The following is a 24209-nucleotide window of genomic DNA, read 5'->3' on the forward strand; positions in this document are numbered from 1 at the left end:
GGCCTAGTCGAACTTCATATGGCAGGTGGCGGTGGAACAAACCATCTGCAGTATCTGCGGCTGGAACAGGAGGTCGCGGACCAGTTGGTGTTCGCCATTGATCAGAAACACCGCTTGCTGGCCCCGCATATAGACTTGCAGGTGGATCTTCTCGCCGATGCCGAAGCGGGCGGCGTCCAGGTAGGCGCCTTCGTCGCTGGACTTGCTGTCGGCGGACAGCGTGCGGGGCATGGCGACGAGCTGGACGGAGTCCCTGGCCTCGGGGGAGAACGTTACGCAAGCCACGTCGCTTGGCGTCTCGGCACTCAGGCACACGGACAGCATGGCTCCCCACTTCTGATGTTGCTGGGGGGCTTCCAGGCGTAGTTCCAGCGAGCGTGTCCTGGTGTCGTCGAAGCGGAAATATGCCTGGTCGAAATAACCCGCTTTGATCACCATGCTCTGGGTCGGCGACGCCGCGGTCGGTGCCGTGTTGAGGTCGTCGTCGCTGTCGGCTTCACTGGCTTTGTTACGCCAATGCCGTTCGAGCTGGCTGTCCTGCTGGACGCCGATCCCGTCGCGATACAGATCCGCCAGCGCTGCCTGCGAGCTCCATCGTCCCAGGTTCGCCCCCAGGCTGCACCACCGGAATGCCTCTTCGCCATTCTTGGCCTTGCCGCCGCTGTAGTGCTGGCACAGCGCTTCCACTCCCTTCGGGTGCTTGTTGCCGCCGAACAGAAGCAGACTCTCCAGGCTGCGGTCGCGCCATTCGACCACGGCCGGCGGGGTGTCGTCCTTCGGCGGCGGCGTGTCGTCCAGCTCGTTCCATTCCTTCAGCAGCGCTTGCAGGGACAGTGTCTTGGCGCCGCCGTTGATCCGCACCAGACCGTCACCGATATCGATTTCCGTGACCAGCGCATCCTTCTCCATGCGGGCGTAGCCGTTGGCCAGCAGCTTGCCGAGCGCCAGCTCGTAGACATTTTGTTCCACTGTGGCCGGGTTCATCTCGCTTGCCTCGCCGTCCGCCGCGTTTTTCTGAAATTGGTGCATGATGCCGCGCAAAGACGACAGCGGCAGGCGGACCTTGAGATGCGCCACCACCTTGTTCAGGATGCGCTGCTCGGAAGAAAAGTCCGCGGCGGTCGCCGCCGGCATGCCGACGGATCCGGTCAGCTGGATCCTGCCGCCGCCGAAGTTGGCGCTGATGTCTTCAATGTCCAGGCTGGCACCGCGCAGGAGTAGCGCCTTGATCAGGCCGTCCGTTGCCGGCTTGTTCGCCGCGCGCGCGTAGACCGTGATGAGATCGGTGCCTATGTTCCGCAAGCGATACGCCATATGGAGGTCGCCGATCTCTGCCTTGCCCATCGTCAGGCGCGTGGCGTGAAAATCGAACAGATGTTCCTCGGCCTTGCCCTGGCGGATGACGTCATGCAGCAAAGTCGACTTTTCCGCGCGCAGCGGCAAATTATCGTCCGGGATCGCGGCAAGCACGATGCTGTCGACATCGAAGCGGAGCTTGCCCGTCCAGCCGCCGGAAGGCTGGCGCGTTTGATTCAATCCGATGGCGATGCCGTGCAAGGCCGTCGTATAGTCTTTGCCTTGAATGTCGATGCCGTCCCATGCGCCGGCGCCATTGACCTGGCTGCCATCTGAGGAGATGCCGATCCGTAGGTCGGCGTCCGGCCAGACGCTGTGCGCGTCATCGCCGTCATAGCGGTTGCCGGGAATGCGGAGGGTGTATTGAGCCACGCCTTCCTTGGCCGGCAGACGCGTGACGGCGAACGGTGCGCCTGCGCCAAATACGGCCCGCCCGGCGGCCTGTTGCGCCTCGCCGTAGCTTTCTCCGCTGGGCCGGTCCAGGTGTGCGCCCTTGGCGGTGTTGATGCGGGCATCGAATTCCCGTGCCAGATAGTTGATCGCCAGCGTGACTTCGGACGATGGCGCGTAAGAGACGGGTGCCGCACATGCAAGCGTCGTGAAGGATGCTGCAATAGCAGCCAGGATAAATTTCTTCAAGGGAGCCGATACAAAGGTTGAAGCCCGCGAACAGGAGTACGCGGGCTTCTTGAGATATTCAGGGATGTTGCCTGCGTCGGGAATTAAGCCGCGACTGTTGGCTGGACGATGCCCAGGGCGGCCGCCGCCAGAGCGTTGTCGGCTTCAGCACCGGCCAGAACATAACCGCGCTCCAGCAGTCGGCGGGTGTAGTACTTGTTGTACATGAAGGCCCACACGACGCCGATAAAGAATGCACCTATCCCCATCGTGACGATCGCGATGATGACGCTGATGACAAAGCCGCCGATAAAGGTAATGAAGTCGCCGCGGAACAGCGCCGGGAAGAAGCCGAAGAAAAAGGTGGTCCATGAGAAGCCGTAGAAGCCGTCTTTGACCAATCCGGTTTCTTTATGCTTGAGTGCGATGCGAGTTGCCACTGTTATTTCCCCTAGTGTTTTATTTTGGATTGCAACTATTTTATCAATGTTGCCACATGGATAGTAACGTATCGACAAAGCACAAAAACTATCCAATTGTCACTATTTTTGGGTGATGGCCAGTTGTCTTGCAAAGAGTCTTGAGAGTGCTTTGGTCCCGGCCGAGTCACAACTTGTCGGTGGCGGCGGGACGACGTTGAGGCGATCGCGCTGTTTTTTGCGGCGTGTCGGGCAGCGGTTTGCCATATAGCTGAAACCTGCGTGAAAACCTGAATGGTCGGCCGACTCCTCTCGGATCGGAGAGGAATGGCAGCACAAATGTTTCCTTGGGAAGTAGCAAAAGAGTCCAAACTATTCCGCCAAAGAAGCGGAACCGCACAGTGTCTGATTGCGCCAGGTCCAGATCGCCAAATATGCCTGTCGCGTACATGGCGCCCAAGCGTGCCGAATCCACGATGTTTAACGCGTCGTCCAGAAGATAGATATGCAAGGTATCTTCGAAAGGGATGTCGTTGGTAAGGAACATCAACGTAAAGTCATCCCACTTCAACACCGCTTCCAACACCGCGCCGCCGATGATTTTCCCTGTCGGCATGCCGCCGATCATGATCTCGCTCAGTGGCGCAATGTCATCCGATGGCGGCGTGGCCAATCGGATGGAATAGGCCGGGGCAGGGATCAATTTCATAGGAACTCTACCAGAAATAGCTGGTTCCGAACGACGCCAGCGCGCCGCCGACGAACGCTCCCACTGTAACGCAAATTGGCGCGGCGGGGCCGCACGCCAAGCCAGGATAGATGCGCCACGCCAAGGGCAAATTGCGCTGGCGCAGGTTAGGCGCACGCATGCGCGCGCCACTAATTGTGCAACCTCGGCTATCATAGCGCCCGGTCGGCAAATTCATTAATGTAATTTGCTTATCTGGGAAATGCGTTGTTGAAGAGAAAGTTGCCTGGTAAGGGATGTGGATGAGCGTAGCAGCGGTAGCACCTGGAATGGATATGACAGCAGTCAAGCCTCAGTTCGGCTTGATTAACCTGTTGAAGGCTGGCGCGGCGCCGTTGATTGTGCTGCACCATCTGGCGTTCTACGGCCCCATGTCCGATCACGTGCGGCCACTGCTGCCCGCGCTGATCGACTGGCTCAGCGGCAGCGCGCGCATTGCCGTCCAGGTCTTCCTCGTCATCAGCGGCTTTTTGGCCGCCAAATCGCTGTCCCCTTCCGGCCATCCCGGCCATTCCGACCCGCTGGGCGCGATATCGCGCCGTTATGCCAAGCTGGCGCCGCCGTTCCTGGTGGCCACGCTGGTGGCCGCGGTCGCCTCCGCCCTGGCTGCCACATGGATGACGCATGATTCCATTTCGGCGCCGGCGACCTTGAATCAGCTGAGCGCCCATGCGCTCCTGCTGCACGGCGTGCTGGGCTATCCGTCGTTGTCGGCCGGGGCTTGGTACGTCGCCATCGATTTCCAGTTGTACGCGGTCATGGTCTTGCTGCTCTGGCTGGTCGGCCGGGTGGTCGGCAAGCGCAGGCTGCCTTGGCTGATGCCACTCGTGGTCGCGCTTGGCGTGACGTTTTCCTTGCTGTACTTCAACCTGGATGCCGGCTGGGACAACTGGGCGCTGTATTTCTTCGGCAGCTATGGCCTGGGCCTGATGGCTTGGTGGGCCAGCGACCAGCGCCGCAACCCGGGCGCCGTGGCATCACTGATGGTGATGACGCTGCTGCCTGTGCTGGCCGCCCTGATGCTGGAGTTCCGCAGCCGCATCGCGCTGGCGCTGGCTGTCGCTTGCGTGTTGTTCCTGTGGGGCCGCGCCAGGACGATGGCCACAGGCCGCGCATGGTCGCTCGTCAACGGCATGGGCCGGATATCGTATTCGGTTTTCCTGATCCACTTCCCGGTCTGCCTGCTGGTGAACGCGGCGTTCACGCGCTTTGTTCTGCCGGAGCCGGAATTGCAGGCGTTCGGCATGCTGGTCGCGTGGGGCGCCAGCCTGGCGGCCGGCGCCGTATTCCACCGCTGGGTGGAAGTGCCGCTCGGCCGCGTGCTCCAGCTCGCCGCAGGGAAATTCGCCACGCGCCTGTTGGTCGCGTAGACCGGTCGGCGGCCAGCCTGCCGATGCGCTGGCGCGCAAGCTCACTGCGCGTCTTTCATCCCCTGCCATCCCCATAAAATCGACGTCCGCGGCGACTGCCGCCCGGATCTGCTCGAAATCTTCAAATTCCCGCGTTATACGTTTTTGGAATGTCAATTTGTAAAGAAGTAATAGATTGACATTCTTTAGGAGGACTAATATCGCCTTGCAAGAGACTGGAAACTCCGTAGTCATATAACTAAACATAATGGAGACAAAATGACAACACATGGAACTAGTATGCGCAAGACGGTATTGGCCGCGCTCATTGCCGAAATGCTGATGACGGTGGGCGCATCGGCGCAAACCGCCGATGCGCCCATCGATCCGGCGTCGCAAGTCGTGGTCAGCGGCATTCGGGCATCCCTCAGCTCATCCCTGACCACCAAGCGTCTGCAGGACGGCGTGGTCGACGCGGTGTCGGCCGAGGATGCCGGCAAATTCCCGGATACCAATATCGCCGAGTCATTGCAGCGCGTGACCGGCGTGCAAATCCAGCGCAACGGCGGGGAAGGGCGCTACATTTCGGTCCGTGGCCTGGGGCCGGAATTTAACAATGTCCTGGTCAACGGCCGCACCTTGACCAGCGACACCGGTGGCAGGGAGTTTTCCTTCGACTTGCTGTCCTCGGACCTGATTTCGAAAGCCCTGGTCTACAAGACCTCCCAGCCTTTCTTGCCGGAGGGCGGCATCGGTTCGACGGTGGACATCCAGACGGCGCGGCCGTTGTCGGGGAAAATCGGCCACACGTCGGTCTTCAATGTCTCGGAATCCTACGATTCCAACTCAAAGAAATACACACCCAACGCCAGCGGCATGTATTCATTCGCCAACGAGGCGCGGACCTTTGGCGTGACCGGGTCGGTCTCGTACACCGACCGCGCCTCCAAGCAAAACAAGGCCATCAACGACGCCTGGAATTACCGCGATGTGGCCATGATCAACGGCGACCTGAATTCCAAAGGGTTGACGATGGCCGATGTGACCACCAGGAAGCTGTACATGCCGCAGAGCTTCGGCTACCAGCAGGAAAATGAGAGCCGCAAGCGCCTGGTCGGCAATCTGACGGCGCAATACAACCCGTCGCCCACGTGGAAAATGACGGCCGACGCCTTGTATTCGCGCCTCGACCAACGCAATGACGTGATCGCCTTCAGCGATTGGAATAATCCCGCCCAGCTCGGCGTCAAGTATGACGCGAACGACCAGGTCACCAGCTTCCTGCGTCCCGGCTCGACGTTTTACGCGAACAACCCGGCGCTGTCCGGCAGCGGTAATCTGTTGGGCGAGGTCAATTCAAACGACATGATCGCCAAGGGCGGCGATCGGCTGTCGATCACCAAGGCGTTCGGGCTGAACTCGAAGTGGGCGCTGTCGCCGGATTGGAAGCTGGAAGGCGATGTGTCGAGTTCGCGCTCGACCTCGCAATCCAACGATATGTGGGTGGTAGCCGGCATGGTGCCGAAGAACGGCGACGTGCTGACCTTCGGCGGCACGCCCAGCGTGGTGTTCGGCGACGGCATCGCCGACCCCACCGCCGTGCGCGCCCACGCCGTCTCCGATGGCGACGTCCTGAATACGGACAAGCTGCACGAAGGACGGTTGAATTTGTCCTGGGGCCATGAGATCGGCTATTTCAAGGGGATCGACACTGGCCTGGCCTATTCGCAGCGCACCGTTGAGCGGACCGAGTGGAAGAACGATGCCTGGAATGCCTTCAGCGGCTATCACGTCGGCTTGCCGGCGTCGCTGTTCACGGTGACGCCGATGGATAATTTCATGGGCAGCGGCGCACAGGTCCCGAGCGCCTATCTCAGCTTCAATCCTTACGCCTACATGAACTATTTGAATCAGCCCTCGTTGCTGGCGCAATCGAATGATCCGGCCTTGTACTCGGACCTGACGAAGTATCCGAACGGACCGATGGCGATCGACTACACCAAGCCATCGATGTGGGGCGTCAAGGAGAAGGTGGCGAGCTTCTTCCTGGATTCGAAATGGGAGGGCGCGGGTTGGTCCGCCAACGCCGGCGTGCGCGTGGTGCACGTGAACTCGACCTCCACCGGCATCAGCCGCGTGCTGCTGTCGGCGGTGAAGAGCCCCAACGACACCACCTTCATTTCCAACTGGGGCCCGACCACGGTGACCACGGTGGACAACAGCTACAACAGCGTCCTGCCATCCGCCAATTTGAAGCTGGACTTGACGGCCGACATGCTGCTGCGCCTGGCCGCCTCCAAGACCGAGACGCGCCCGACCTTGAACCAGATGGGCGTCGACAACTGGTACGGCGGGCGCTTCGGCGATGTGCAAACCGGCGGCGGCAATCCCTACCTGAAGCCGATGCAGTCGAAGAACTTCGACGTGTCGTATGAGTGGTATCTGTCGAAGACCAACTATGTCAGCGCCGCCGTATTCGTGAAGCATGTTTCCGACTTCCTTGAAACGCAGCTGGTGGACATGAGGATTCCGCAGTTTAACGAGGTGGTGCACGATACCCGTGTGCGCAACGGACAGAAGGGCAAGATCAAGGGCGTGGAAATCGCCGGTCAATATGCGTTCGACTCGGCGATTTCCTGGCTGCAGGGATTCGGCGTGGCGGCCAACTACACCTACGTCGATGCCAGCGCGACCCGCGACACCGATAGCGGCGCGCCGACATGCGGTTACCCAGGCTTGTCGCCGCAGTCGTACAACGGTTCGGTCTTCTTTGAGAACGGCAAGTTCCAGGCCCGGGTGAGCTATAACTGGCGCAACCATTTTTCCATCGACTGCGGCGGCGGCAGCACCCAGCCGCGCAACCGGGCGGCATATGGACAGACCGACGCCAGCCTGCGCTACAACCTGACGCCGTCGATGGCCATCTACGCCGATGCCATCAACCTGAGCAATTCCAGAACGCATGAGTATGCCCTGAACGAGAGCCAGTTCCTGACCCTGGAAGATGTCGGCCGCCGGGTGAGCGTCGGCTTGAGGGTGGCTTTCTAAGCCTGCAAACAAAAACGCCAACCTGTGAATGAAGGTTGGCGTTTTTGATGCGTCTGGCCTGGAAAGAAGCGCTATCGGGCCAGGAAGCGTGGCGGCTCCGCCGCATAGATTTTCGGCAGCAGGGGATTGGACAGGATGAAGCAGTGGTGGGCGCTGGCTTTCACCTGCTGGATTTCCTTCTTGAAATGGCGCGCCGTCAGTTCATCCAGCGAACCGTCCGATTTGGCCGCCGCCAGCCCGGCTTCCAGCCGTTCCGCCAGCTTGGGGGCGCCAGGACTGACGTAATATACGACTGGCAACGGGTAGTACAGCGTCAGCTCCGGCACCAGCGCCAGCTGGTCCGCCGCTTGCGCATGCAGCACCAGGGAGTCCGCCTCGACCACACTGATCGGCAGATAATCGAAGCGCTGGTTGATCAGCATGTCGAGCAGCGTCGCCAGATTGCCGCTGTCTTCGACCTGGTAGCCGTTGTGGCGCAGCACCGCGACATCCACCCAGCCGCGCCCCTGTCCAGCGACCAGCTTCTTGAGCTGCGCCTCGGTGATGGATTTGAACTTCGGCAAGTCTTCCCTGCGCACGATCAGCCTGCGGTAGCCCAGCAAACCGCCCATCACGGGCGTGCCGATCAAGTGGCTGCGCTCCAGCGGCTCGCCGGCATCCAGATCACGCCAGGGTCCGGCATGGACGTTGATGCGCTTGCCGGCATGGACTTCCAGCCTGGCGCGCGACGTGCTCATGCTGTCCAGCACCCGCAATACGGAGAACGGGCCATAGGCCGGCGTCGTTTTTTGCAGTGCCAGGGTCAGCGCGGCGACCTGGTAGTCGTCGCGCTTCGGTGTCTTGCCCCAGTCCCAGTAGCGGTAAGCCATGGCCTCGGACGCCGCCCGCGCATTCCACGCGCCCAGTGCCAAGGCGGCCAACGTCAGCAGTACGGCCCTGCGTGGCGAATTGACCGAGGTTTCGGTTGCGAAGTGTGACGTGGACTTTGAATGCATGGGCGGTAAGTTTAACACCACTCATCGGCATGATCAGGCAAAGGTTTGCAGCAGCCAGCGCAGCGTCCGCAGGCGGAAATCGAAAACCAGGGACTGCGCCAGATGGGCGCGCTGTTCCAGTTTCGAGATGTTCGGGCGCGAGGCGACGCGGATGAAGAAGCGGGCCAGCATGCTGCGGTAACGGCTGTTCTCGGCGGCATTCAACAGGTGGGACTGGCGAAAGTAGTTTTCCTTGTGGAAGGCCAGCGTTTCCCGCGCGTGCAACTCGTCGTTGGTCGTCAGCGCCTCGTCGTGGTGGCGGTACAGGGCCACCGTGCGGTCCAGGAAACCTATCCGCGCGGTCTCCGCGAAGCGGTACCACAGCGAGATGTCGTCCAGGATGCGGTAGCGGATATCGAAGCGCTGGCCGATGATGACCTCGCGCCGGCACACGATGGTCTGCGTGCTCATGCCGGTGTGCACGCCCGCCATGCAGCCCCAGAAATTCCGGCATTGGTACAGTTCGTCGCCCAGCGGCACCAGGTAGGCTTGCGCCGTCGACGTGAACCGCTTGTGCGCCAGGTAGCCCCGTTGGCCCTGCAGCGCGTCGCCGAACGGTTCGAAGTCGGCAAACAAGATGTCCAGGTCGGGATGTTGCTGGAGCACGCGCGTGGCATGTTCCAGCTTTTCCGGCAGCAGCACGTCATCCTGGTCGCAGAAGGAAATGTAGCGGCCCCGCGCCAGCGACAGGCCGACATTCTTCGGCAGCGCGGGGCCACCGGAATTGATGGCGGTTGAAACGACGCGCACGCGGGCATCCCGTGCGGCATAGCCGGCCGCGATCCCGGCCGAACCGTCGGTGGCGCAATCGTTGACGACGATCAGTTCGAGGTCCGGGCAGGTTTGCCGCAGGACGCTGTCGATCGCCGCCGCCAGATAGGTCTGGCCGTTGTAGACCGGCATGATGACTGAATGTAGCGGCATCTCTTCTCCTAGCGCCGAGCCGGTTTCGGCAGCAAGCGCCGCAGCAGCTGGCGCGACAGCGCAACCAGGTCCGGCTTGATCTCATGGTTCAGCAATAGAATCCCCGTCACCCAGCTGGCAAGTGCGGCCAGGCCGGCAACCCCGAGCAAGACCACCGGCCGGGCGTCATCGAATCCCGGCAACAGCATCACCAGCGCCGGGGCCGCTACCGTCAGCAAGGTCACGGCAGCGGATCGCGCAATGGTGTGGCCCAGTTCCGCCGTGCGCATGCCGGTCAGGGCCGCCAGGCTGCGATACAGCAGCGCCGAACGGAACATCGTCGTCGCAGCGATGCTCCAGGCCACCGCCTCCAGCCCGAACGGCGCCGCCGCGACGATGCCGGCGATGCGTACCGGCACGCTGATAGCCTCCAGCTGGGCGCGCAGCCGCACTTGCCCCATCGCGACAAACAGGTCGCGCGCCATGCCGAACAGGCAGAACACGGCGCTCGAGACGCACATGATGCGCACCAGCGGCGCACTGGCGTCCCACTGGTGCCCGTACAGCAGCCGTATCAGCGGCGTGGCCAGTACGGCCAGCACGGCAAAGAACGGCCAGGACAGCCCAGCCATGTACGCGATGGTTCGCAGGTACAGCTGCTTCATGTCGTGGCCGTCGCGGGCATTGGCGGCAAACAGCGGCAGGATCACGGGCGTCACGGCTTTCGTGATCAGCATGTTGAAAATATTCAGCGTGGCCTGTGCCTTGCCGAACAGCCCCACCGCCGCCACGTCGATGAGCTTGCCGATGATCATGTCCGGCGCGGCGACGCCGCATTCGTCGAGCACGTTCGAGCCTGTCGCGTAGGCGCCGAACGCCAGCAGCTTGCGCATGCCCTTGAGACCGGGCATCCACGGCATGTCGGCGGGACGGAACAGCAGGCTCGCCAGCACCGTCGCGACGCTGCCGGCGACCGCGGCCCACGCCAGGCTCAGGTAGCCGAAGCCCAGTCTGACCAGCACGAGGCAGGCCGCCAGGTTGGCCAGCGCATTGGCCACGTTGATGCAATACAGCGCGCTGAAGCGCATCTGCCGGCGCAACACCGGCAGCGTGATGGACCCGAAGGGGATCAGGAGGAGGTTCAGCGCCAGTACGCGCAGCACCTTGCCGACACCGGGCTCATCGTAGAAATCCGCGATCGAATAGCTGGCCAATGCCAGCAGCGCGGCCATGCTCCAGGAGATCATCATCGTTAGCGCGTAGGCGGCGCGGATGCGCTCGGCGTTCAGGTCGCGTTCCTGGATCAGGTATTGTCCGATGCCGAAATCGCGCACCAACTGGGTGATGCCGACGACCACGGCGCCGATGGAAAAGATACCGATCTGGCCCGGCGTCAGCAGCCGCGCCATGATCATGCTGCCGGCCATGCCGATCACCAGCACGGTGTACTTCTCGGCGAACGACAGCAAGAGGGAATTTTTAGTCGCGTTCATTTTGGGTTTCTTCGCATTGAACGCGGCGGCAGTATGCACAGGAGTTCATCGGCATATTATTGTGGTTTCGGCCCTTATCAATTTGACCTTGAACGAACTCCGGTGCTTTCATGCGCATTGCGCTTCTCAATGTATTTTGTTTGAAATGATATCTACAATAATGTAGACTTCATTTCATGAAATATTGGTTATCTCTCATTATTAGCCTGCCTACTGAAAACGCCACCGTCCGAATGCGTGCGTGGCGCGCGCTCAAGGCGTCGGGCGCGGCCGTGCTTCGCGATGGCGTCTATCTGATGCCTGAGCGTGATCAGTGCCGGGTGACGATGGAGCGTCTTGCGGCGGATGTACTGGAAGGCGGCGGTACCGCACTGGTATTGCGCATCGAAGAACCCACTGAAGCAACTTTTGTGGCCTTGTTTGATCGGCGCGACGACTATGCCGCTTTGTTAAGCGATGTAGGGCAGGCCCGGGACGCTGTGACCAGCGATACGGCGCGGGACTTGCTCAAGCAGGCGCGAAAGTTGCGCAAGTCCTTTGCTGGCATAGCAGAAATTGATTTTTTTCCCGGCGAGGCGCAACGCCAGGCTGATGTCGCCTTGCGGGAATTGGAATTGGCATGCTCCCGCGCATTGGCGCCTGATGAGCCGCATGCTGTCGCCGGCATGATTCCCCGATTGGTGGCGGCTAGCTATCAAGGCCGTACCTGGGCGACTCGCCGGCGTCCTTGGGTGGACCGCCTCGCTAGCGCGTGGCTGATCAAGCGTTTCATCGACGCTCAAGCCCGCATCGAATGGCTTGCTCGTCCGGAGGACTGCCCCGCTGATGCACTGGGTTTTGATTTCGATGGCGCCACCTTCAGCCATACCGATGGCCTGGTCACCTTTGAGGTCTTGCTGGCGAGTTTCGGATTGGCGCAGCCATCGCTGGTCCGGCTTGGACTGCTGGTGCATTGCCTGGATGTGGGAGGTATTCAGCCGGCCGAGGCGGCAGGGGTGGAGAGCGTGTTGGATGGTTTGCGCGAAGCCATCGCGGATGACGACCAATTGCTAGCCGCCGCGCATGCTGTCTTTGATGGGCTGCTGGCAAATTTCAGCAAAGGAGTGCTGGGCTCATGAATCAAACTGATGTTGCACCTGCGACAAACACCATGTCCACGCCGCGTTCGATCAGCTTTTGGGAGGCATTCTTCTTTTGGTTTAAGTTGGGCTTTATCAGCTTTGGTGGTCCTGCGGGGCAAATTTCGATCATGCATCAGGAGCTGGTCGAAAACAGGCGTTGGATTTCGGAGCGGCGCTTTTTGCATGCGCTCAATTACTGCATGCTGCTTCCAGGGCCTGAGGCACAGCAGCTGGCGACCTATATTGGCTGGATGATGCACAGAACGAAGGGCGGCATCGTGGCTGGCGCGCTGTTTGTGCTGCCGTCGCTATTGATACTCATCACATTGTCATGGATCTATATCGCTTTCGGAGAAATACCGATGGTCGCTGGGCTGTTTTACGGTATCAAGCCGGCCGTCACTGCCATCGTAGTGCAGGCGGCGCATCGCATCGGCTCGCGGGCGCTCAAGAACAACTGCTTGTGGGGCATCGCGGCTGCCGCCTTCATTGCCATCTTCGCCCTGGACGTCCCGTTCCCCGCAATTGTTGCGGCAGCCGCCCTCATTGGCTATGCCGGTGGCCGCATCGCCCCGGATAAATTTAAGGCCGGCGGCGGGCATGGCAAGACCGATAAGTCATTTGGTCCTGCGTTGATTGATGACGACACGCCCATACCGGAGCACGCGAAATTCCGGTGGGGAAAATTGGCGCAGGTTGCCCTGGTCGGGGCGGTGCTGTGGGCTGCGCCGATGGGGCTATTGGCGTTTCTGTACGGCTGGAACCACACGCTCACGCAAATGAGCTGGTTCTTCACGAAGGCGGCGTTGCTTACATTTGGCGGTGCCTATGCTGTGCTGCCCTATGTTTATCAGGGCGCGGTGGGGCACTATGGCTGGTTGAACGCCACGCAGATGATAGATGGACTGGCCCTGGGAGAGACGACGCCGGGGCCGCTCATTATGGTGGTCGCTTTCGTGGGATTTGTCGGCGGCTACGTCAAGGCCGTTTTCGGGCCGGATGCGTTGTTCATGGCGGGCGCGGTAGCTGCGGTGCTGGTGACGTGGTTTACCTTCCTGCCGTCTTTCCTGTTTATCCTTGCCGGTGGGCCGCTGGTGGAGTCTACGCACGGCGATCTTAGCTTCACTGCACCGCTTACGGCCATCACTGCTGCCGTCGTCGGCGTCATCCTCAATCTAGCGTTGTTCTTTGGATACCATGTGTTATGGCCCAAGGGATTTGTAGGCACCTTCGATTGGCTCTCGGCATTGATAGCAATAGGCGCAGCCATCGCGCTGTTCCTGTTCAAGCGTAACGTGATCCATGTCATCGCAGCTTGCGCGGTAATCGGCTTGATCCTGCGGGTACTAGTCCTGTGATATCTGCATGGGGACATCGGGACCACGGCCGGAACCGCCGGGTTTGGGGTTGCCGGTAATCTGAAACCGCCGATGAAATCGAAACGGCCTGCTGACGCCGCGAGGGTCTTTAAAAAACGGAATCACGAAGACCTCTTCATTGAACAACTCCAAGGTCCAATCAGTGTCGCCGAAGAAAAGAAAGCGCACGGTGTTGGGTGGACAAAGCGCCAGCAGGGAAAACACGCCGGTGGCGTACATCCAGCCGAGCTGGGCGGAGTCCACGATGTTCAACTTGGCGTCGAACAGATAGATGCGCAATGTCTCTTCGTGCATGATGTTGTCGGTGACAAAGGCGAGCAGCAGGTCATGCCATTGTATGGCGACTTCCAGCACGGCGCCGGCGACGACCTGTCCGGTCGGCTGCCGGTTCAAGATCAATTCGCTTTGCGGCATCTCTTCGCTGAACGGCGAGTCGATTGGACGAAGTGCAAATTCAGATGTTTGAACGAGCTTCACGGCATGCCTACCAAAGAGAATGGATGCCAAAGGCGGCCAGCGCACCGCCCTCGATAGCCGGCGCGTGCGAGCGTTGTTATCTTCTGTCAGCCGCCGTCCGCGTTACCTTTTCGGACTGACTTAAGACCCGCACTCCTTCAGGTTGCGGCTTGCCTTCAATCCGGAAGTGCCTGAAGAATTTGAACTTTCGGCTCACGCCGCTCGGATCGGAAAGGAAGGGGAGGGCCAATTCCGGCTCTGTGAGCAGCACCATGCGCCAGACGGTAGCACCGAAGAAGCGAAACGTCAGTGCATTCGGCGGCTGCAGGCTCAGCTCGGTAAATGTGCCGGTGGAATACATCGCGCCGAGCACGGCCGCATCGACCAATGCCATCTTGGCGTCGAACATATAAATCCGCAGCATGTCTTCGAAGGGAATGTCATCGGTGAGGAAGGCGATGCGACAGCCTTGCCATTCCAGGGCAGCTTCCAGCACCGCTCCGGTCACGATCAGCCCGGTGGGCTTGCCGTTCAGCAGCAGCTCGGATGACGCCGGCGCCGTATCCGTGTAGGGCGACGCCAGCCGTGTCGCGAATTCTGAGGTCGAAAGTAATCTCACGAGCTTGCTCTACCATATAAAGCCAGCGCCGAAGGCCACTGTATGGTGGGCTCCTGCCAAAGGTGTCAGGCGAGAGTACTGCGTTGCAGGCGGAGGGCATTTGAAGCGGCGCAAGGGGCCGCGTTCAAATGCGCTGAGTCGCCGCCGCGTCGCCCTGTAGATTCACGGCGCTTTTTTCTTTTGGGTCTGGCGCTGTTGTTGCTTGCGCTGGGTCTCATTCTTGTTCTGCTTGGCTTTATAGATCGCGGCGGCGTCCAGTTTGGCTTGGGCGAAGGTGCGCAGCTCTTCCTTGTCGTCATGGGTGACAAAGTAGTCGTTTGCCTGCGCATCTACCACCAGCTTGATCGCGGCTTCATCGTCGAGGTTGTACAGTTCGGCGAGCAGCGTGGTTACCTCGTCGAGGAATTCTTCGTAAGTCATGGATTGCGTCCTATTCTGGAAAACAAAAAAGCCAACCCGCAGGTTGGCTTTTCTGATGAATCTTGGTAGGCCGTGCGGGATTCGAACCTGCGACCAACGGATTAAAAGAACGCGAAGCGGCAGGCATCGTGGTGGAAGATTTTACCACGCTCACTGGTGTTCTATCCGCTACTTCCTTGGCGCAGCTAGTTTCATCGTCGAGTAGGGGCACCTATTGCCGCTGCCCCGATCTTTGCTGCTGATAGATGCTGCTTGACGGCATTGTATCTGGCCCCGACCAGAGAGCGACCAGACGATCGCATTGGCGATGAGCGAGGGGCGATGGAGTAATGGCATCCGGTATTGATGGGGACTACGTATTGAGCCTGAGCTGATGCTTTGCTGTTCAACACGACGCTGACCGGAACAGTACCGGAGCTCACGTCCCAATGATCGAGCCGCGCCCTAGGCTTCAGGCTTTTGGTCTGGCTAGATCTCTGCACGGTTTGCACAGACAGGTGCAAGTATAAGAGCCTGAACGACTACCCCTTGCTTGACTTTCTCCACGATTTCATCCTTGTTGTCTTTACTGCCTGCGTTCAGGTCACACGACGTTAGACGCCTGCCGTCTGCACAATCTGCACACCCCTTATGCTGGTGGTCGATGCCCAGAGGCTATGCTCCTGAATACGCTTGGCGCCTACGTTAGTCTGTTGTCGCTGGATAGCGCAGTTTTGCGTCCGCCGCCAACTCGTGCAGTTCCGGGAATATGTAGCTCCGGTTTACGCCAAGCTGGGACAGTTCTTGCAGAATTTTTCCTTTTGCTGCCGATTGGATTTGAATTCGCTTGGGGCCTTGATGAGATTCCAGCGGCCAATGGGTCGTTGTTCCAGGGGGGCAGATGACGAAGGCGCCTTGCTGTCGCCGGATGCGTTCATTGTTGATTGGAGGGAAAACGAAAAAGAAAAAGGTGAATTGCTGAAGGAATTTCCACAGCTCGCTCTTCTCGGCGTTGTGCTGTATCCGCATCCCCTTGCAGAAAATTTCGATTAGCTGTCTCTTTTCCTCGTAAAGAGCATTGTTGAACTCAAGTAGCGAGGTCTGCGCTTTTAAGGCGACAATTTGATCTGAGACGGGTCCCTGTTGTAGCTCTTTCAAGGGCGCATCCCATTGCTTCATAAAAGCGATGAGGGCGTCTTCTATATCTCGAAGTACGGCGACATGGACCAACATGTCGTCTTGCGTAAGAGATTGGTCCAGGAAAGTAATGCATGATTGCAGTAGCGTTAGATAGGCTGTGCCAAGATCCGGACGCCACATTTCTCGTGACTGCTCAATCTTCAAATAATCTCGAAATGCAGAGACGGCTTGGGCCGGTACTCCCCTGAACTTGGAAGATTGCTCTATACCCACGAGCGCAGCGTCCGGAACGTCCGATGGCTGGCATACATCCTTGTATTTGCGATGGAAGCATAATACTTCTCCGATGTCCGAGCTCTTGCTTTCGCACGCGAAATATAGCGCAACCAATGCACTATGAGTGAGATCCAGCAGCCGCGTCGGTAAGCCGTAGTGCTGCATTCGCACTAGCCGTTCGAGCACTTGTTCGTTTGCTCGATGAATTGACCCACTCAGTTTGACCCGCCTTCCACTGCCTGGCAAACGCTGCCACGCGATCGTAGGATCCTTCATATCCCAGCTCCTTCAGGTCCGCGTGGATCTGTTTCAAACTACGGCGCTGCTTACGCGGCTTGCCCGTCTCGGCCTTGAGCCATCCTGATAACTGCACGGAATATTTATCCAGCCCGCTCGCTATACGGCGTTCCGCATAGCTAGGCTCGGTGGTCTCCGAACGCAAGTAGCGCCGGACGGTGTTACGTGAGATGCCCAGCCTTCTGGCAATCTCCCGTAGGGGAATCTGGTCACGAATGTGCCAGCGTCGAATTATGCCTAGTAACGCCACGTTGATCACTCCGTTCTCCTGCCGATGAGACAGGTCGAATTGTGCTCTTCACGTGGGTCAGATTCAGTTGCAAATTACTGGGGAAAGTGGGTCAATTTTCGGTGCAAATCAACACGTTTGAAACAAATTGAGCGTGAAACAGATGAGATCGCTCGACTTCGGCCAATTATTGAAGGCAGTCGGTTTTTTGCTGTGCTTGACAATCGGGTTCAGAAAAATGTACGGCAGGGAGATGGGGTGCGCCTCGGAGAGGCATTAATTGATTTGGCTGAGCAGGCAGGATTGCCGCGAAAATATGTTGCTGATATGTACACTCATTTCTGCAATTACTCTCATGCCGGGGCTATTAGCGTATTTCAGCTAAGCGAAACTTTGAATGATGGCACTTCGCCAATAATGGCTCGTGTCACAATCGGATTTTGTTGCATTCTCCTGACCCAGTTAATCTTGGCTTATGCCGATTTTTTCGAAGAGGTTAGTGCTGCCGTGGAGGCCGACGCTGAACTTGTAGAGCTTCTTACTCTTTGGAAGGGAATGGGCGAGGCGTTCAGTAATATGTACGAAGGCTGGTCCAAATGATTGCTGAGCAATATAGCGATAAGCAAGACCTTCCACTATGGGCAGGTTAGAGCGCAGGACTGCATGCAGTGGTGGGATGTTTTCCGAAGCGACCAGAGAGCGACCAGAAACAAAAAAGCCCACGAACCGAAATTCGTGGGCTTCCTTGATTATTCTTGGTAGGCCGTGCGGGATTCGAACCTGCGACCAACGGATTAAAAGTCCGCTGCTCTACCAGCTGAGCTAACGACCCAAGGTATTGAAACCCTAGTAATCTTTCGAATGGTAGGCCGTGCGGGATTCGAACCTGCGACCAACGGATTAAAAGTCCGCTGCTCTACCAGCTGAGCTAACGACCCCTCGAAAGAAGCGAGATTATAGGGGGGATCGGCTCAACTGTCAAATACCACCAAGTAATTATTTGCCGCCGAGGCGCTCCTTGGCCGTGGCCGCGGCCGACGAATCCGGGTATTGCTTGATCAGATCCTGCAGTGTCTTTTTGGCAGCCTTGTCTTTCAGCTCAGTCTGGCAGCTGGCGATGTTGAGCATGGCGTCCGGCGCTTTCGGGCTGTCCGGGTAGTTCTTCAGCACCAGCAGCTGGGCCGCGATGGCGCTCTTGCAGTCGCGCTGCGCGTAGTAGGCGTTGCCCAGCCAGTATTGCGCGTTCGGCGTGTAGATCGACACCGGGAACTGGCGCACGTAGTCGCCCAGCGCGGCGGCGGCGGCCTTGTAGTCGCCGGACTTGAACAGCTGCATCGCCGCTTCGTAGTTCTTTTGCTCGTTGGGATCGACCTGGGCGGCCTTGCCGTCCACCGTCACCTCGCGCGGCTCCAGCTTGCGCAGGCGCGCGTCCAGGTCGACGTAGAAGTCCTTCTGGCGCTTCTGCGCGTTCGACAGCTCGTTGGCCAGCACTTCGATCTGGCCGCGCAGCTTGGCGATCTCTTGCAGCGTGTTTTCGTTCTGGGTCACCAGGTCCAGCGTGCTGGACTTGTCGGATTTGGTGTCGATGCGCGCGCTCATTTCGATGCGCATCGCTTCCACCTTGGCGCGCAGGTCGAGCAGGGCCTTGCGGGCTTCGTCGTCGTCGAACAGGCCGGCGTGGGCCTGCAGCGGCAGCCAGCTCATGGCGGCCAGCAGGGCGGCGGCGGTGAGGCCGGATTTAGAGAATTTCATCATGTCGGGCGCTTTCACACAAATCAAAAAGGAAACGGGGCAGGGCGCGGTCTTGAAACCGCGCGCCGCCCCGTATTATGCCTGTGACCCGGCAAAAAGGTAGTGCTTTTGATTACTTGTAGACGATGTCGGCACGACGGTTTTGCGCCCATGCTTCTTCGTTCGAACCGGTCGCTTTTGGCTTTTCTTTGCCCAGCGATACGGCTTCGATTTGCGACTCAGGCACGCCCAGCGTGGTCATGGCCTTGCGCACGGCTTCGGCGCGCTTCTGGCCCAGCGCCAGGTTGTACTCGGAACCGCCGCGTTCGTCGGTGTTGCCTTGGATCAGGATCGAGCGGGCTTTGTTCTTGGTCAGGTAGGCGGAGTGGTTTTCCACGACTGGCTTGCCGTCGGCGCGCACCACATAGCTGTCGAAGTCGAAGTAGACGCTGCGGTTGGCCAGCACGCCTTTTGGATCGTCCAGCGGATCCAGCGATTTGGTTTCGACCGGGGCGACGGTGCGGGTATCGGCTTGTGGGGTCACTGCTTTTTCAACTGGACGCTCAACGACCGGCGCCGGCTCCGATACCTTGACCGGGGTCGAGCAAGCGGACAGGATGGCGGCGGTGGTGATGACGAAAGCTAAACTGCTGATTTTGCGCATGTTGATTCTCCTAGTAGTGAAAAGATATTACTGCATGAACGGACCCCAGGTGGGCTCCTTGATGTTGCCCGCCTGAGATGTCAGGCGTTGTTTTACACGTCCGTCGACCGAGACCACGGCCAGCGACTTGCGGCTGCCGGATTGGGTGGCGTACATGATGTATTTGCCGTTGGGGGCAAAGCTTGGTGATTCGTCGCTGGTGGTGTCCGACAGGCGCTGCTCCTGGCCGCTGGCCAGGTCCAGCACGTACAGCTGGAAGTTGCCGTCGCGGCGGGAAATATAGGCCAGGGTCTTGCCGTCGGCCGAGATGCGCGGGCTGGTGTTGTAGGTGCCGCTGAAGGTGATGCGCTTGGCTTCGCCGCCGTCCGCGCCCATGCGGTAGATCTGCGGGCCGCCGCTGCGGTCGCTGGTGAAGTAGATGCTTTCGCCGTCGGCCGAGAATTGCGGCTCGGTGTCGATGCCGGCGCTGTTGGAGGCGCGGCGCAGGTTGCTGCCGTCGGCGTTGACGGTGTAGACCTGGGTGTGGCCGTCCTTCGACAGCGCCACCGCCAGCTTGTTGCCGCTCGGCGCCCAGGTCGGGGCCGAGTTGCTGCCTTTTTCGTTGGCGATCACGGTGCGCGCGCGGGTGATCAGGTTTTGCACGTAGACCACCGGCTTTTTCTGCTCGAACGAGACGTAGGCGACCTTGGTGCCGTCCGGCGACCACGATGGCGAGATGATCGGCTCGTTCGAGCGCAGCGCCAGCTGTTCGCTTTCGCCGTCGGCGTCAGCCACCATCAGCTGGTAGCTGCGCGGCTCGGCCTTGACGTAGGCGATGCGGGTCGAGAACGCGCCCTTGATGCCGGTCAGCTTGAAGAACACGTCGTCGGCGATCAGGTGCGCGGACAGGCGGGTGAACTGGGCGGTGACGGCCTTGTCCAGGTTGGAGATCTTGGCCTGCTTGACGGTGTCGAGCAGCTTGTAGCGCACGTCGTAGCGGCCGTCGGCCAGTGCGTCGACGGTGCCGACCACCAGCGCATCGGCGCCCTTGGCTTTCCAGGCGCTGTAGTCGATGTTGTTGACGTCGTTGATCACACCGGCGTCGATGATCTTGAAGGCGCCGCTGCGCTCCAGGTCGGCCTTGATGATGGCCGAGATCTGCTGCGGGGCCACGCCTTCATTGGCGAAGCCGGCCACGGCGACCGGGATCTGGTTGCTGCCGACGCCGGAGATTTCAATCCGCATCTGGGCCTGGGCCGGTGCCACACTGGCCATGGTGGCGGCGATGGCCAGGCCGGCGTAGAGGATGTTCAGTTTTTTCATATCAGTGCATATCCTTCATGTTGAAGTCGGCGGTAAATTCGCGCTCTACCGTACCATCTTTCTTCTTGGGCAGTGGTGACGATTTGGCAATCGCGTTTTCAATCGCGCTGTCGTAGGCGGACGAGCCGCTACCTTTTACCTTGCGCACACCGATGATTTCACCGGACGGCAATTGGGTAATCTCGTAAGTTGCCTTGAGCGTATCGTCGACCGTGCCGTACACCAGGTTGCTCTTGATCTTGGCGCGGATCGCCGCCTGGTAGCCGCCGTCGACCTTGCCGCCGGTCGATTGCGCGGCGCTGCCGGTCGAGCCCTTGGCGGCGGCGCCGGTGATGCGGCTCATCTCGGCGGCGAAGGCTTTGTCCTTGGCGGCCTTGTCGGCTTTTTCCTTGGCCAGTTTCTCGGCGGCGGCTTTTTTCTTCTCTTTTTCGGCGGCCAGCTTCTCTTCCTTCAGCTTGTCTTCGGCTTCCTTCTTGTCGGCCAGTTTCTTGGCTTCCAGCTTGGCCAGCTTCTCGTCGGCTTCCTTCTTCAGCCTGGCTTGCTTGATCTCGTCCAGCTTCTTCTCTTCCTCCAGCTTTTTCTTCAGCTTCAGGCGTTCGAGGGCGATGTCGGGTTCTTTCGGCGTCGGCGGGGCTTCCACCGGCGGTGGCGGCGGGGCCTTGACGACCGGTTGCGGCTCGGGTTCGGGCTCCGGCTCCGGTTCGGGGGCGGGCGCGACGGGGGCGGCGTCCTGCACCTTCATGTCCCAGATCTCGGCCTGGACTTCGGTCGGTTCGTTGTTCTGCCAGCTGACGCCGACCCACAGGAACAGCAACAACACGGCGTGCATCGCCACCGCCAGCGCGACGGAGCGCCAGCCTCGGTGTTGTCGCGGTACTTTGTACGGACCGCCTGCGGTTGCGGGTTTCATCGTATGCACTATGTTTATTTGGTGGACAAGCCGACCCGGTTGATGCCCATCTTCTTCGCTTCCGAGATCAGCTGGATCACGTCGTCGTACTTGCTTTCCTTGTCGCCGGCGATCAGCACCGGATAGTCGGGATGTTCGGTATGGATGGTGCGCAGTTTCTTGACCAGCGCGTCGCGGTTGGGCGCCGTTTCCGGCGCGTCCTCGTCCTTGCCCTTGACGCCGATCGACAGCGCGCCGTTCGGCTTGATGGTGATCTGCACGTAGTCGCTCGGCGGCTTGGTGGACTTTTCAGCCTTCGGCAGGTCGACGATGCTCGGGTCGTTGGCCGACGGCATCACCATGAAGATAATCAGCAGCACCAGCATGACGTCGATGTAGGGCACGACGTTGATCTCGGACTTGAGCTTGCGGCCGCGGCCGCCGCGCATGCTGCTGGAGAAAGAGGAAGCCATGGTCTCTCTGCCTTCTTAACGCGATTGACGCTGCAGGATGTTGGAGAACTCTTCGACGAAACTTTCGAAGCGGATCGCCAGACGATCGATATCGTGCGTAAAGCGGTTGTACGCAACCACCGCCGGAATCGCCGCGAACAGGCCGATGGCGGTGGCGATCAACGCTTCGGCGATGCCGGGCGCGACCGCCGCCAGGGTGGCTTGCTGGACGTTGGCCAGGCCGCGGAAGGCGTTCATGATGCCCCACACGGTGCCGAGCAGGCCGATGTACGGCGACACCGAACCGACCGAGGCCAGGAAGGCGAGGTGCGATTCCAGCACGTCCATCTCGCGCTGGAAGGCGGCGCGCATGGCGCGGCGGGCGCCGTCCAGCACCGCGCCGGCGTCCATGCTTTCGCGGGCCGCGGTGTAGGATGCCTTGCTCTTGATGAACTCGCCCATGCCGGCTTCGAAGATGCGGGCCAGCGGGCCGCTGCCGGCGCGGTCCTTGCCTGCGTTCTGGTGCAGCGCGTGCAGGTTGCCGCCGGCCCAGAAGGTTTTTTCAAATTCGACGGTCAGGCGGCGCGCCGAGCGCACCGCGAACAATTTGCTGAAGATATAGGTCCAACTGGTCAGCGAGATGATGAACAGCAGCGCCATGATCAGCTGCACGATCAGGTGCGCGTTGGTGATGAGGGACAGGAAAGAGAGGTCTTGTGTGACGTTCATGTATTTATCTGATCAGTCGGTTTTGGTGGTGACAGTGGCATTGCGCATCTGGTCGGCGACGACAGGCGGCACGGCGCGCGGACGCAGCGACGAATCGACGCAGCCCACCTTGACCCGCGCCGTATTCAGCAGCAGTTCGCCATGCCACGCTTCCTGAATGAAGGAGATCGAGGCGCGGCCCAGTTTTTCGATGCTGAGCGTTAATTTTAGTACATCGTCCAGCTTAGCAGGCGCATGATACTCCGCGCTGACGCTTTTGACGACGAACATGGCGTCATGTTCCTGCAGCAAGGTGTGCTGATTCACATTGAGGGCGCGCAACCACTCGGTGCGGGCGCGCTCGAAGAATTTGAGGTAGTTTGCGTAATAGACGATACCGCCGGCGTCGGTGTCTTCGTAATAGACCCGCACGTTCCAGATGAAATCTGCTGGCATGTTGTTTTGACTACTAATGAGATTGAGCAACATTCTACGCGATTTTGTTGTTTTGGTTGAAGCTTAGACGGTTGAATTCACGTCGTTTCCGCGTTTTATCCGGAGATATTCAACTCGCGCGCAAAAATGCACTGGCAGCAGTAAAGCGTTTTCCCGGCGATTTGCCAAGTATTGTAACAACCACTTACTAATTATTTCATAGATGAAACTGGGGATAAGCCTCCCTTAAGCAAGGGAGGCCGTTATTTTGCTACCGCAGTTGCTTACAGATCGCGCTTGATCGCCAGCGGGCCGTAGCCCTGGCAGGTCGGCATCATCTCGATACGGTTGATGTTGATATGCGGGGGGAGGGTGGCGACCCAGTAGGCGGTGTTGGCGATGTCCTCGGCGGTCAGCGGCACCGTGCCTTCGTAGACCTTGGCCGCGGCCGTGTCGTTGCCCTTCAGGCGCACATTGGAGAACTCGGTGCCGCCGCACAGGCCGGGCGCCAGGTTGGTGGCGCGCACGCCGGTGCCGACCAGGTCGGCGCGCAGGTTGAGCGTGAACTGTTCGACGAAGGCCTTGGTGGCGCCGTAGACGTTGCCGCCCGGGTAGGGCGTGGCGCCGGCCACCGAGCCGAGGTTGATGACGGTGCCGCTGCCGCGCTTGACCATGTCGGGCAGGATGGCGCGGGTCATGGCGACCAGGCCGCTGACGTTGGTGGCGATCATGGTGTCCCAGTCTTCCAGCGACGATTCGTGGGCCGGGGTCACGCCCAGCGCCAGGCCGGCGTTATTGATCAGCACATCGATCTGCCGCCATTCGGCCGGCAGGCTGTCGAGCGCGCTCTTGATCGAAGCCTTGTCGGTCACGTCCAGCACGATGGGGCGGGCGGCGGCGCCCAGTTCTGCGGCCAGGGCCTGCAGGCGGTCTTCGCGGCGGCCGCTGATCAGCACTTTGTGGCCGCCCTGGACGAAGGTGCGCGCCATCGCGGCGCCGAAGCCGGCGCTGGCGCCGGTGATGAAGACGATCATGATCTATCCTTGCTGGTAGGTGGAGGGCTGTCCAAAATTGTAGCCGAAATGCCCGCTTTGTCCCGGCCGCCCGTGAAAAAGGCGTCATTGTTACTTATTAGGCAAGTCAT

At 59.9% G+C, this 24209-nt stretch carries 23 protein-coding genes, 2 tRNA genes and 1 pseudogene; 5 read left to right on the plus strand and 21 right to left on the minus strand.

Annotated elements, in window-relative coordinates; all coding sequences use genetic code 11:
• Positions 1-3 precede the first annotated feature (3 nt).
• The 3 genes from ACEN9F_RS28075 to ACEN9F_RS28085 all read right to left on the minus strand — a co-directional run bounded on the left by ACEN9F_RS28075 (position 4) and on the right by ACEN9F_RS28085 (position 3102).
• Complete coding sequence (locus tag ACEN9F_RS28075; RefSeq protein WP_413425513.1) at positions 4-1995, minus strand: DUF945 family protein; 1992 nt, start codon at positions 1993-1995, stop codon at positions 4-6.
• 83 nt (positions 1996-2078) lie between these two features.
• Positions 2079-2414, minus strand: coding sequence for a hypothetical protein (locus ACEN9F_RS28080; protein ID WP_413425515.1), 336 nt, complete (start codon positions 2412-2414; stop codon positions 2079-2081).
• A gap of 166 nt (positions 2415-2580) precedes the next feature.
• Complete coding sequence (locus ACEN9F_RS28085) at positions 2581-3102, minus strand: hypothetical protein (protein ID WP_413425517.1); 522 nt, start codon at positions 3100-3102, stop codon at positions 2581-2583.
• Between the two features lie 314 nt (positions 3103-3416).
• On the opposite strand from ACEN9F_RS28085, the gene ACEN9F_RS28090 reads away from it, so the two are divergent.
• Together ACEN9F_RS28090 and ACEN9F_RS28095 are read left to right on the plus strand one after the other, a co-directional pair.
• Positions 3417-4511, plus strand: a complete 1095-nt coding sequence (locus ACEN9F_RS28090; RefSeq protein WP_413425518.1) for an acyltransferase family protein — start codon at positions 3417-3419, stop codon at positions 4509-4511.
• A 279-nt stretch (positions 4512-4790) separates the two neighbouring features.
• Positions 4791-7538 (plus strand): TonB-dependent receptor, encoded by a 2748-nt coding sequence (locus tag ACEN9F_RS28095; protein ID WP_413425520.1) that lies wholly within the window; start codon positions 4791-4793, stop codon positions 7536-7538.
• Between the two features lie 71 nt (positions 7539-7609).
• On the opposite strand, the gene ACEN9F_RS28100 is transcribed toward ACEN9F_RS28095, so the two are convergent.
• From ACEN9F_RS28100 to ACEN9F_RS28110, 3 genes are all read right to left on the minus strand, one after another.
• Positions 7610-8458: a substrate-binding periplasmic protein gene (locus tag ACEN9F_RS28100; protein WP_413425522.1), complete on the minus strand. Its 849-nt coding sequence runs from the start codon at positions 8456-8458 to the stop codon at positions 7610-7612.
• A gap of 108 nt (positions 8459-8566) precedes the next feature.
• Entirely contained in the window at positions 8567-9496 is a 930-nt protein-coding gene (locus ACEN9F_RS28105; RefSeq protein ID WP_413425524.1) for a glycosyltransferase, read from the minus strand.
• An 8-nt stretch (positions 9497-9504) separates the two neighbouring features.
• Positions 9505-10968 (minus strand): oligosaccharide flippase family protein, encoded by a 1464-nt coding sequence (locus ACEN9F_RS28110; protein WP_413425526.1) that lies wholly within the window; start codon positions 10966-10968, stop codon positions 9505-9507.
• Between the two features lie 176 nt (positions 10969-11144).
• Between ACEN9F_RS28110 and ACEN9F_RS28115 the strand changes: the two genes are divergently transcribed.
• Entirely contained in the window at positions 11145-12086 is a 942-nt protein-coding gene (locus tag ACEN9F_RS28115; RefSeq protein ID WP_413425528.1) for a chromate resistance protein ChrB domain-containing protein, read from the plus strand.
• A 32-nt stretch (positions 12087-12118) separates the two neighbouring features.
• A complete protein-coding gene (gene chrA, locus ACEN9F_RS28120; protein WP_413427198.1) occupies positions 12119-13447 on the plus strand; it encodes a chromate efflux transporter in 1329 nt (442 codons plus the stop codon).
• Here the strand turns inward: chrA and ACEN9F_RS28125 are convergent.
• From ACEN9F_RS28125 to ACEN9F_RS28145, 5 genes and pseudogenes are all read right to left on the minus strand, one after another.
• A complete protein-coding gene (locus ACEN9F_RS28125; RefSeq protein WP_413425530.1) occupies positions 13436-13945 on the minus strand; it encodes a hypothetical protein in 510 nt (169 codons plus the stop codon). The two genes, chrA and ACEN9F_RS28125, sit on opposite strands and share 12 nt — an antisense overlap.
• Before the next feature lie 76 nt (positions 13946-14021).
• Complete coding sequence (locus ACEN9F_RS28130; RefSeq protein WP_413425532.1) at positions 14022-14543, minus strand: hypothetical protein; 522 nt, start codon at positions 14541-14543, stop codon at positions 14022-14024.
• 162 nt (positions 14544-14705) lie between these two features.
• Positions 14706-14963, minus strand: coding sequence for a hypothetical protein (locus ACEN9F_RS28135; RefSeq protein ID WP_413425534.1), 258 nt, complete (start codon positions 14961-14963; stop codon positions 14706-14708).
• 684 nt (positions 14964-15647) lie between these two features.
• Complete coding sequence (locus tag ACEN9F_RS28140) at positions 15648-16634, minus strand: FRG domain-containing protein (protein ID WP_413425536.1); 987 nt, start codon at positions 16632-16634, stop codon at positions 15648-15650.
• A pseudogene (locus ACEN9F_RS28145) lies at positions 16588-16914 on the minus strand (helix-turn-helix domain-containing protein); the annotation flags it as partial. The pseudogene ACEN9F_RS28145 and the gene ACEN9F_RS28140, both read right to left, overlap by 47 nt.
• 108 nt (positions 16915-17022) lie before the next feature.
• Between ACEN9F_RS28145 and ACEN9F_RS28150 the strand changes: the two are divergent.
• Positions 17023-17484, plus strand: coding sequence for a hypothetical protein (locus ACEN9F_RS28150; RefSeq protein WP_413425537.1), 462 nt, complete (start codon positions 17023-17025; stop codon positions 17482-17484).
• A 156-nt stretch (positions 17485-17640) separates the two neighbouring features.
• Here ACEN9F_RS28150 and ACEN9F_RS28155 read toward each other — a convergent pair.
• The 10 genes from ACEN9F_RS28155 to ACEN9F_RS28200 all read right to left on the minus strand — a co-directional run bounded on the left by ACEN9F_RS28155 (position 17641) and on the right by ACEN9F_RS28200 (position 24099).
• A tRNA-Lys gene (locus ACEN9F_RS28155) sits at positions 17641-17716 on the minus strand.
• 30 nt (positions 17717-17746) lie between these two features.
• Positions 17747-17822 (minus strand) — tRNA-Lys (locus tag ACEN9F_RS28160).
• 58 nt (positions 17823-17880) lie between these two features.
• Positions 17881-18639, minus strand: coding sequence for a tol-pal system protein YbgF (gene ybgF / locus ACEN9F_RS28165; protein ID WP_413425539.1), 759 nt, complete (start codon positions 18637-18639; stop codon positions 17881-17883).
• Positions 18640-18748: 109 nt separating this feature from the next.
• On the minus strand, positions 18749-19279 hold the full coding sequence (gene pal, locus ACEN9F_RS28170) for a peptidoglycan-associated lipoprotein Pal (RefSeq protein ID WP_413425541.1): 531 nt from the start codon (positions 19277-19279) through the stop codon (positions 18749-18751).
• Positions 19280-19306: 27 nt separating this feature from the next.
• On the minus strand, positions 19307-20581 hold the full coding sequence (gene tolB / locus ACEN9F_RS28175) for a Tol-Pal system beta propeller repeat protein TolB (protein WP_413425543.1): 1275 nt from the start codon (positions 20579-20581) through the stop codon (positions 19307-19309).
• 1 nt (position 20582) lies between these two features.
• Complete coding sequence (gene tolA / locus ACEN9F_RS28180; RefSeq protein WP_413425545.1) at positions 20583-21491, minus strand: cell envelope integrity protein TolA; 909 nt, start codon at positions 21489-21491, stop codon at positions 20583-20585.
• Between the two features lie 14 nt (positions 21492-21505).
• Entirely contained in the window at positions 21506-21943 is a 438-nt protein-coding gene (locus ACEN9F_RS28185) for an ExbD/TolR family protein (RefSeq protein WP_413425547.1), read from the minus strand.
• A 15-nt stretch (positions 21944-21958) separates the two neighbouring features.
• The gene (gene tolQ, locus ACEN9F_RS28190) at positions 21959-22651 is read right to left on the minus strand and encodes a protein TolQ (RefSeq protein ID WP_413425548.1); all 693 of its coding nucleotides are present in this window, start codon (positions 22649-22651) and stop codon (positions 21959-21961) included.
• Between the two features lie 12 nt (positions 22652-22663).
• Positions 22664-23086, minus strand: coding sequence for a tol-pal system-associated acyl-CoA thioesterase (ybgC, locus tag ACEN9F_RS28195; protein WP_413425550.1), 423 nt, complete (start codon positions 23084-23086; stop codon positions 22664-22666).
• A 263-nt stretch (positions 23087-23349) separates the two neighbouring features.
• Entirely contained in the window at positions 23350-24099 is a 750-nt protein-coding gene (locus tag ACEN9F_RS28200; protein ID WP_413425552.1) for an SDR family NAD(P)-dependent oxidoreductase, read from the minus strand.
• Between the last annotated feature and the right edge of the window lie 110 nt (positions 24100-24209).

The organism is Duganella sp. CT11-25 (assembly GCF_047302815.1).
Lineage (GTDB): Bacteria > Pseudomonadota > Gammaproteobacteria > Burkholderiales > Burkholderiaceae_D > Rugamonas.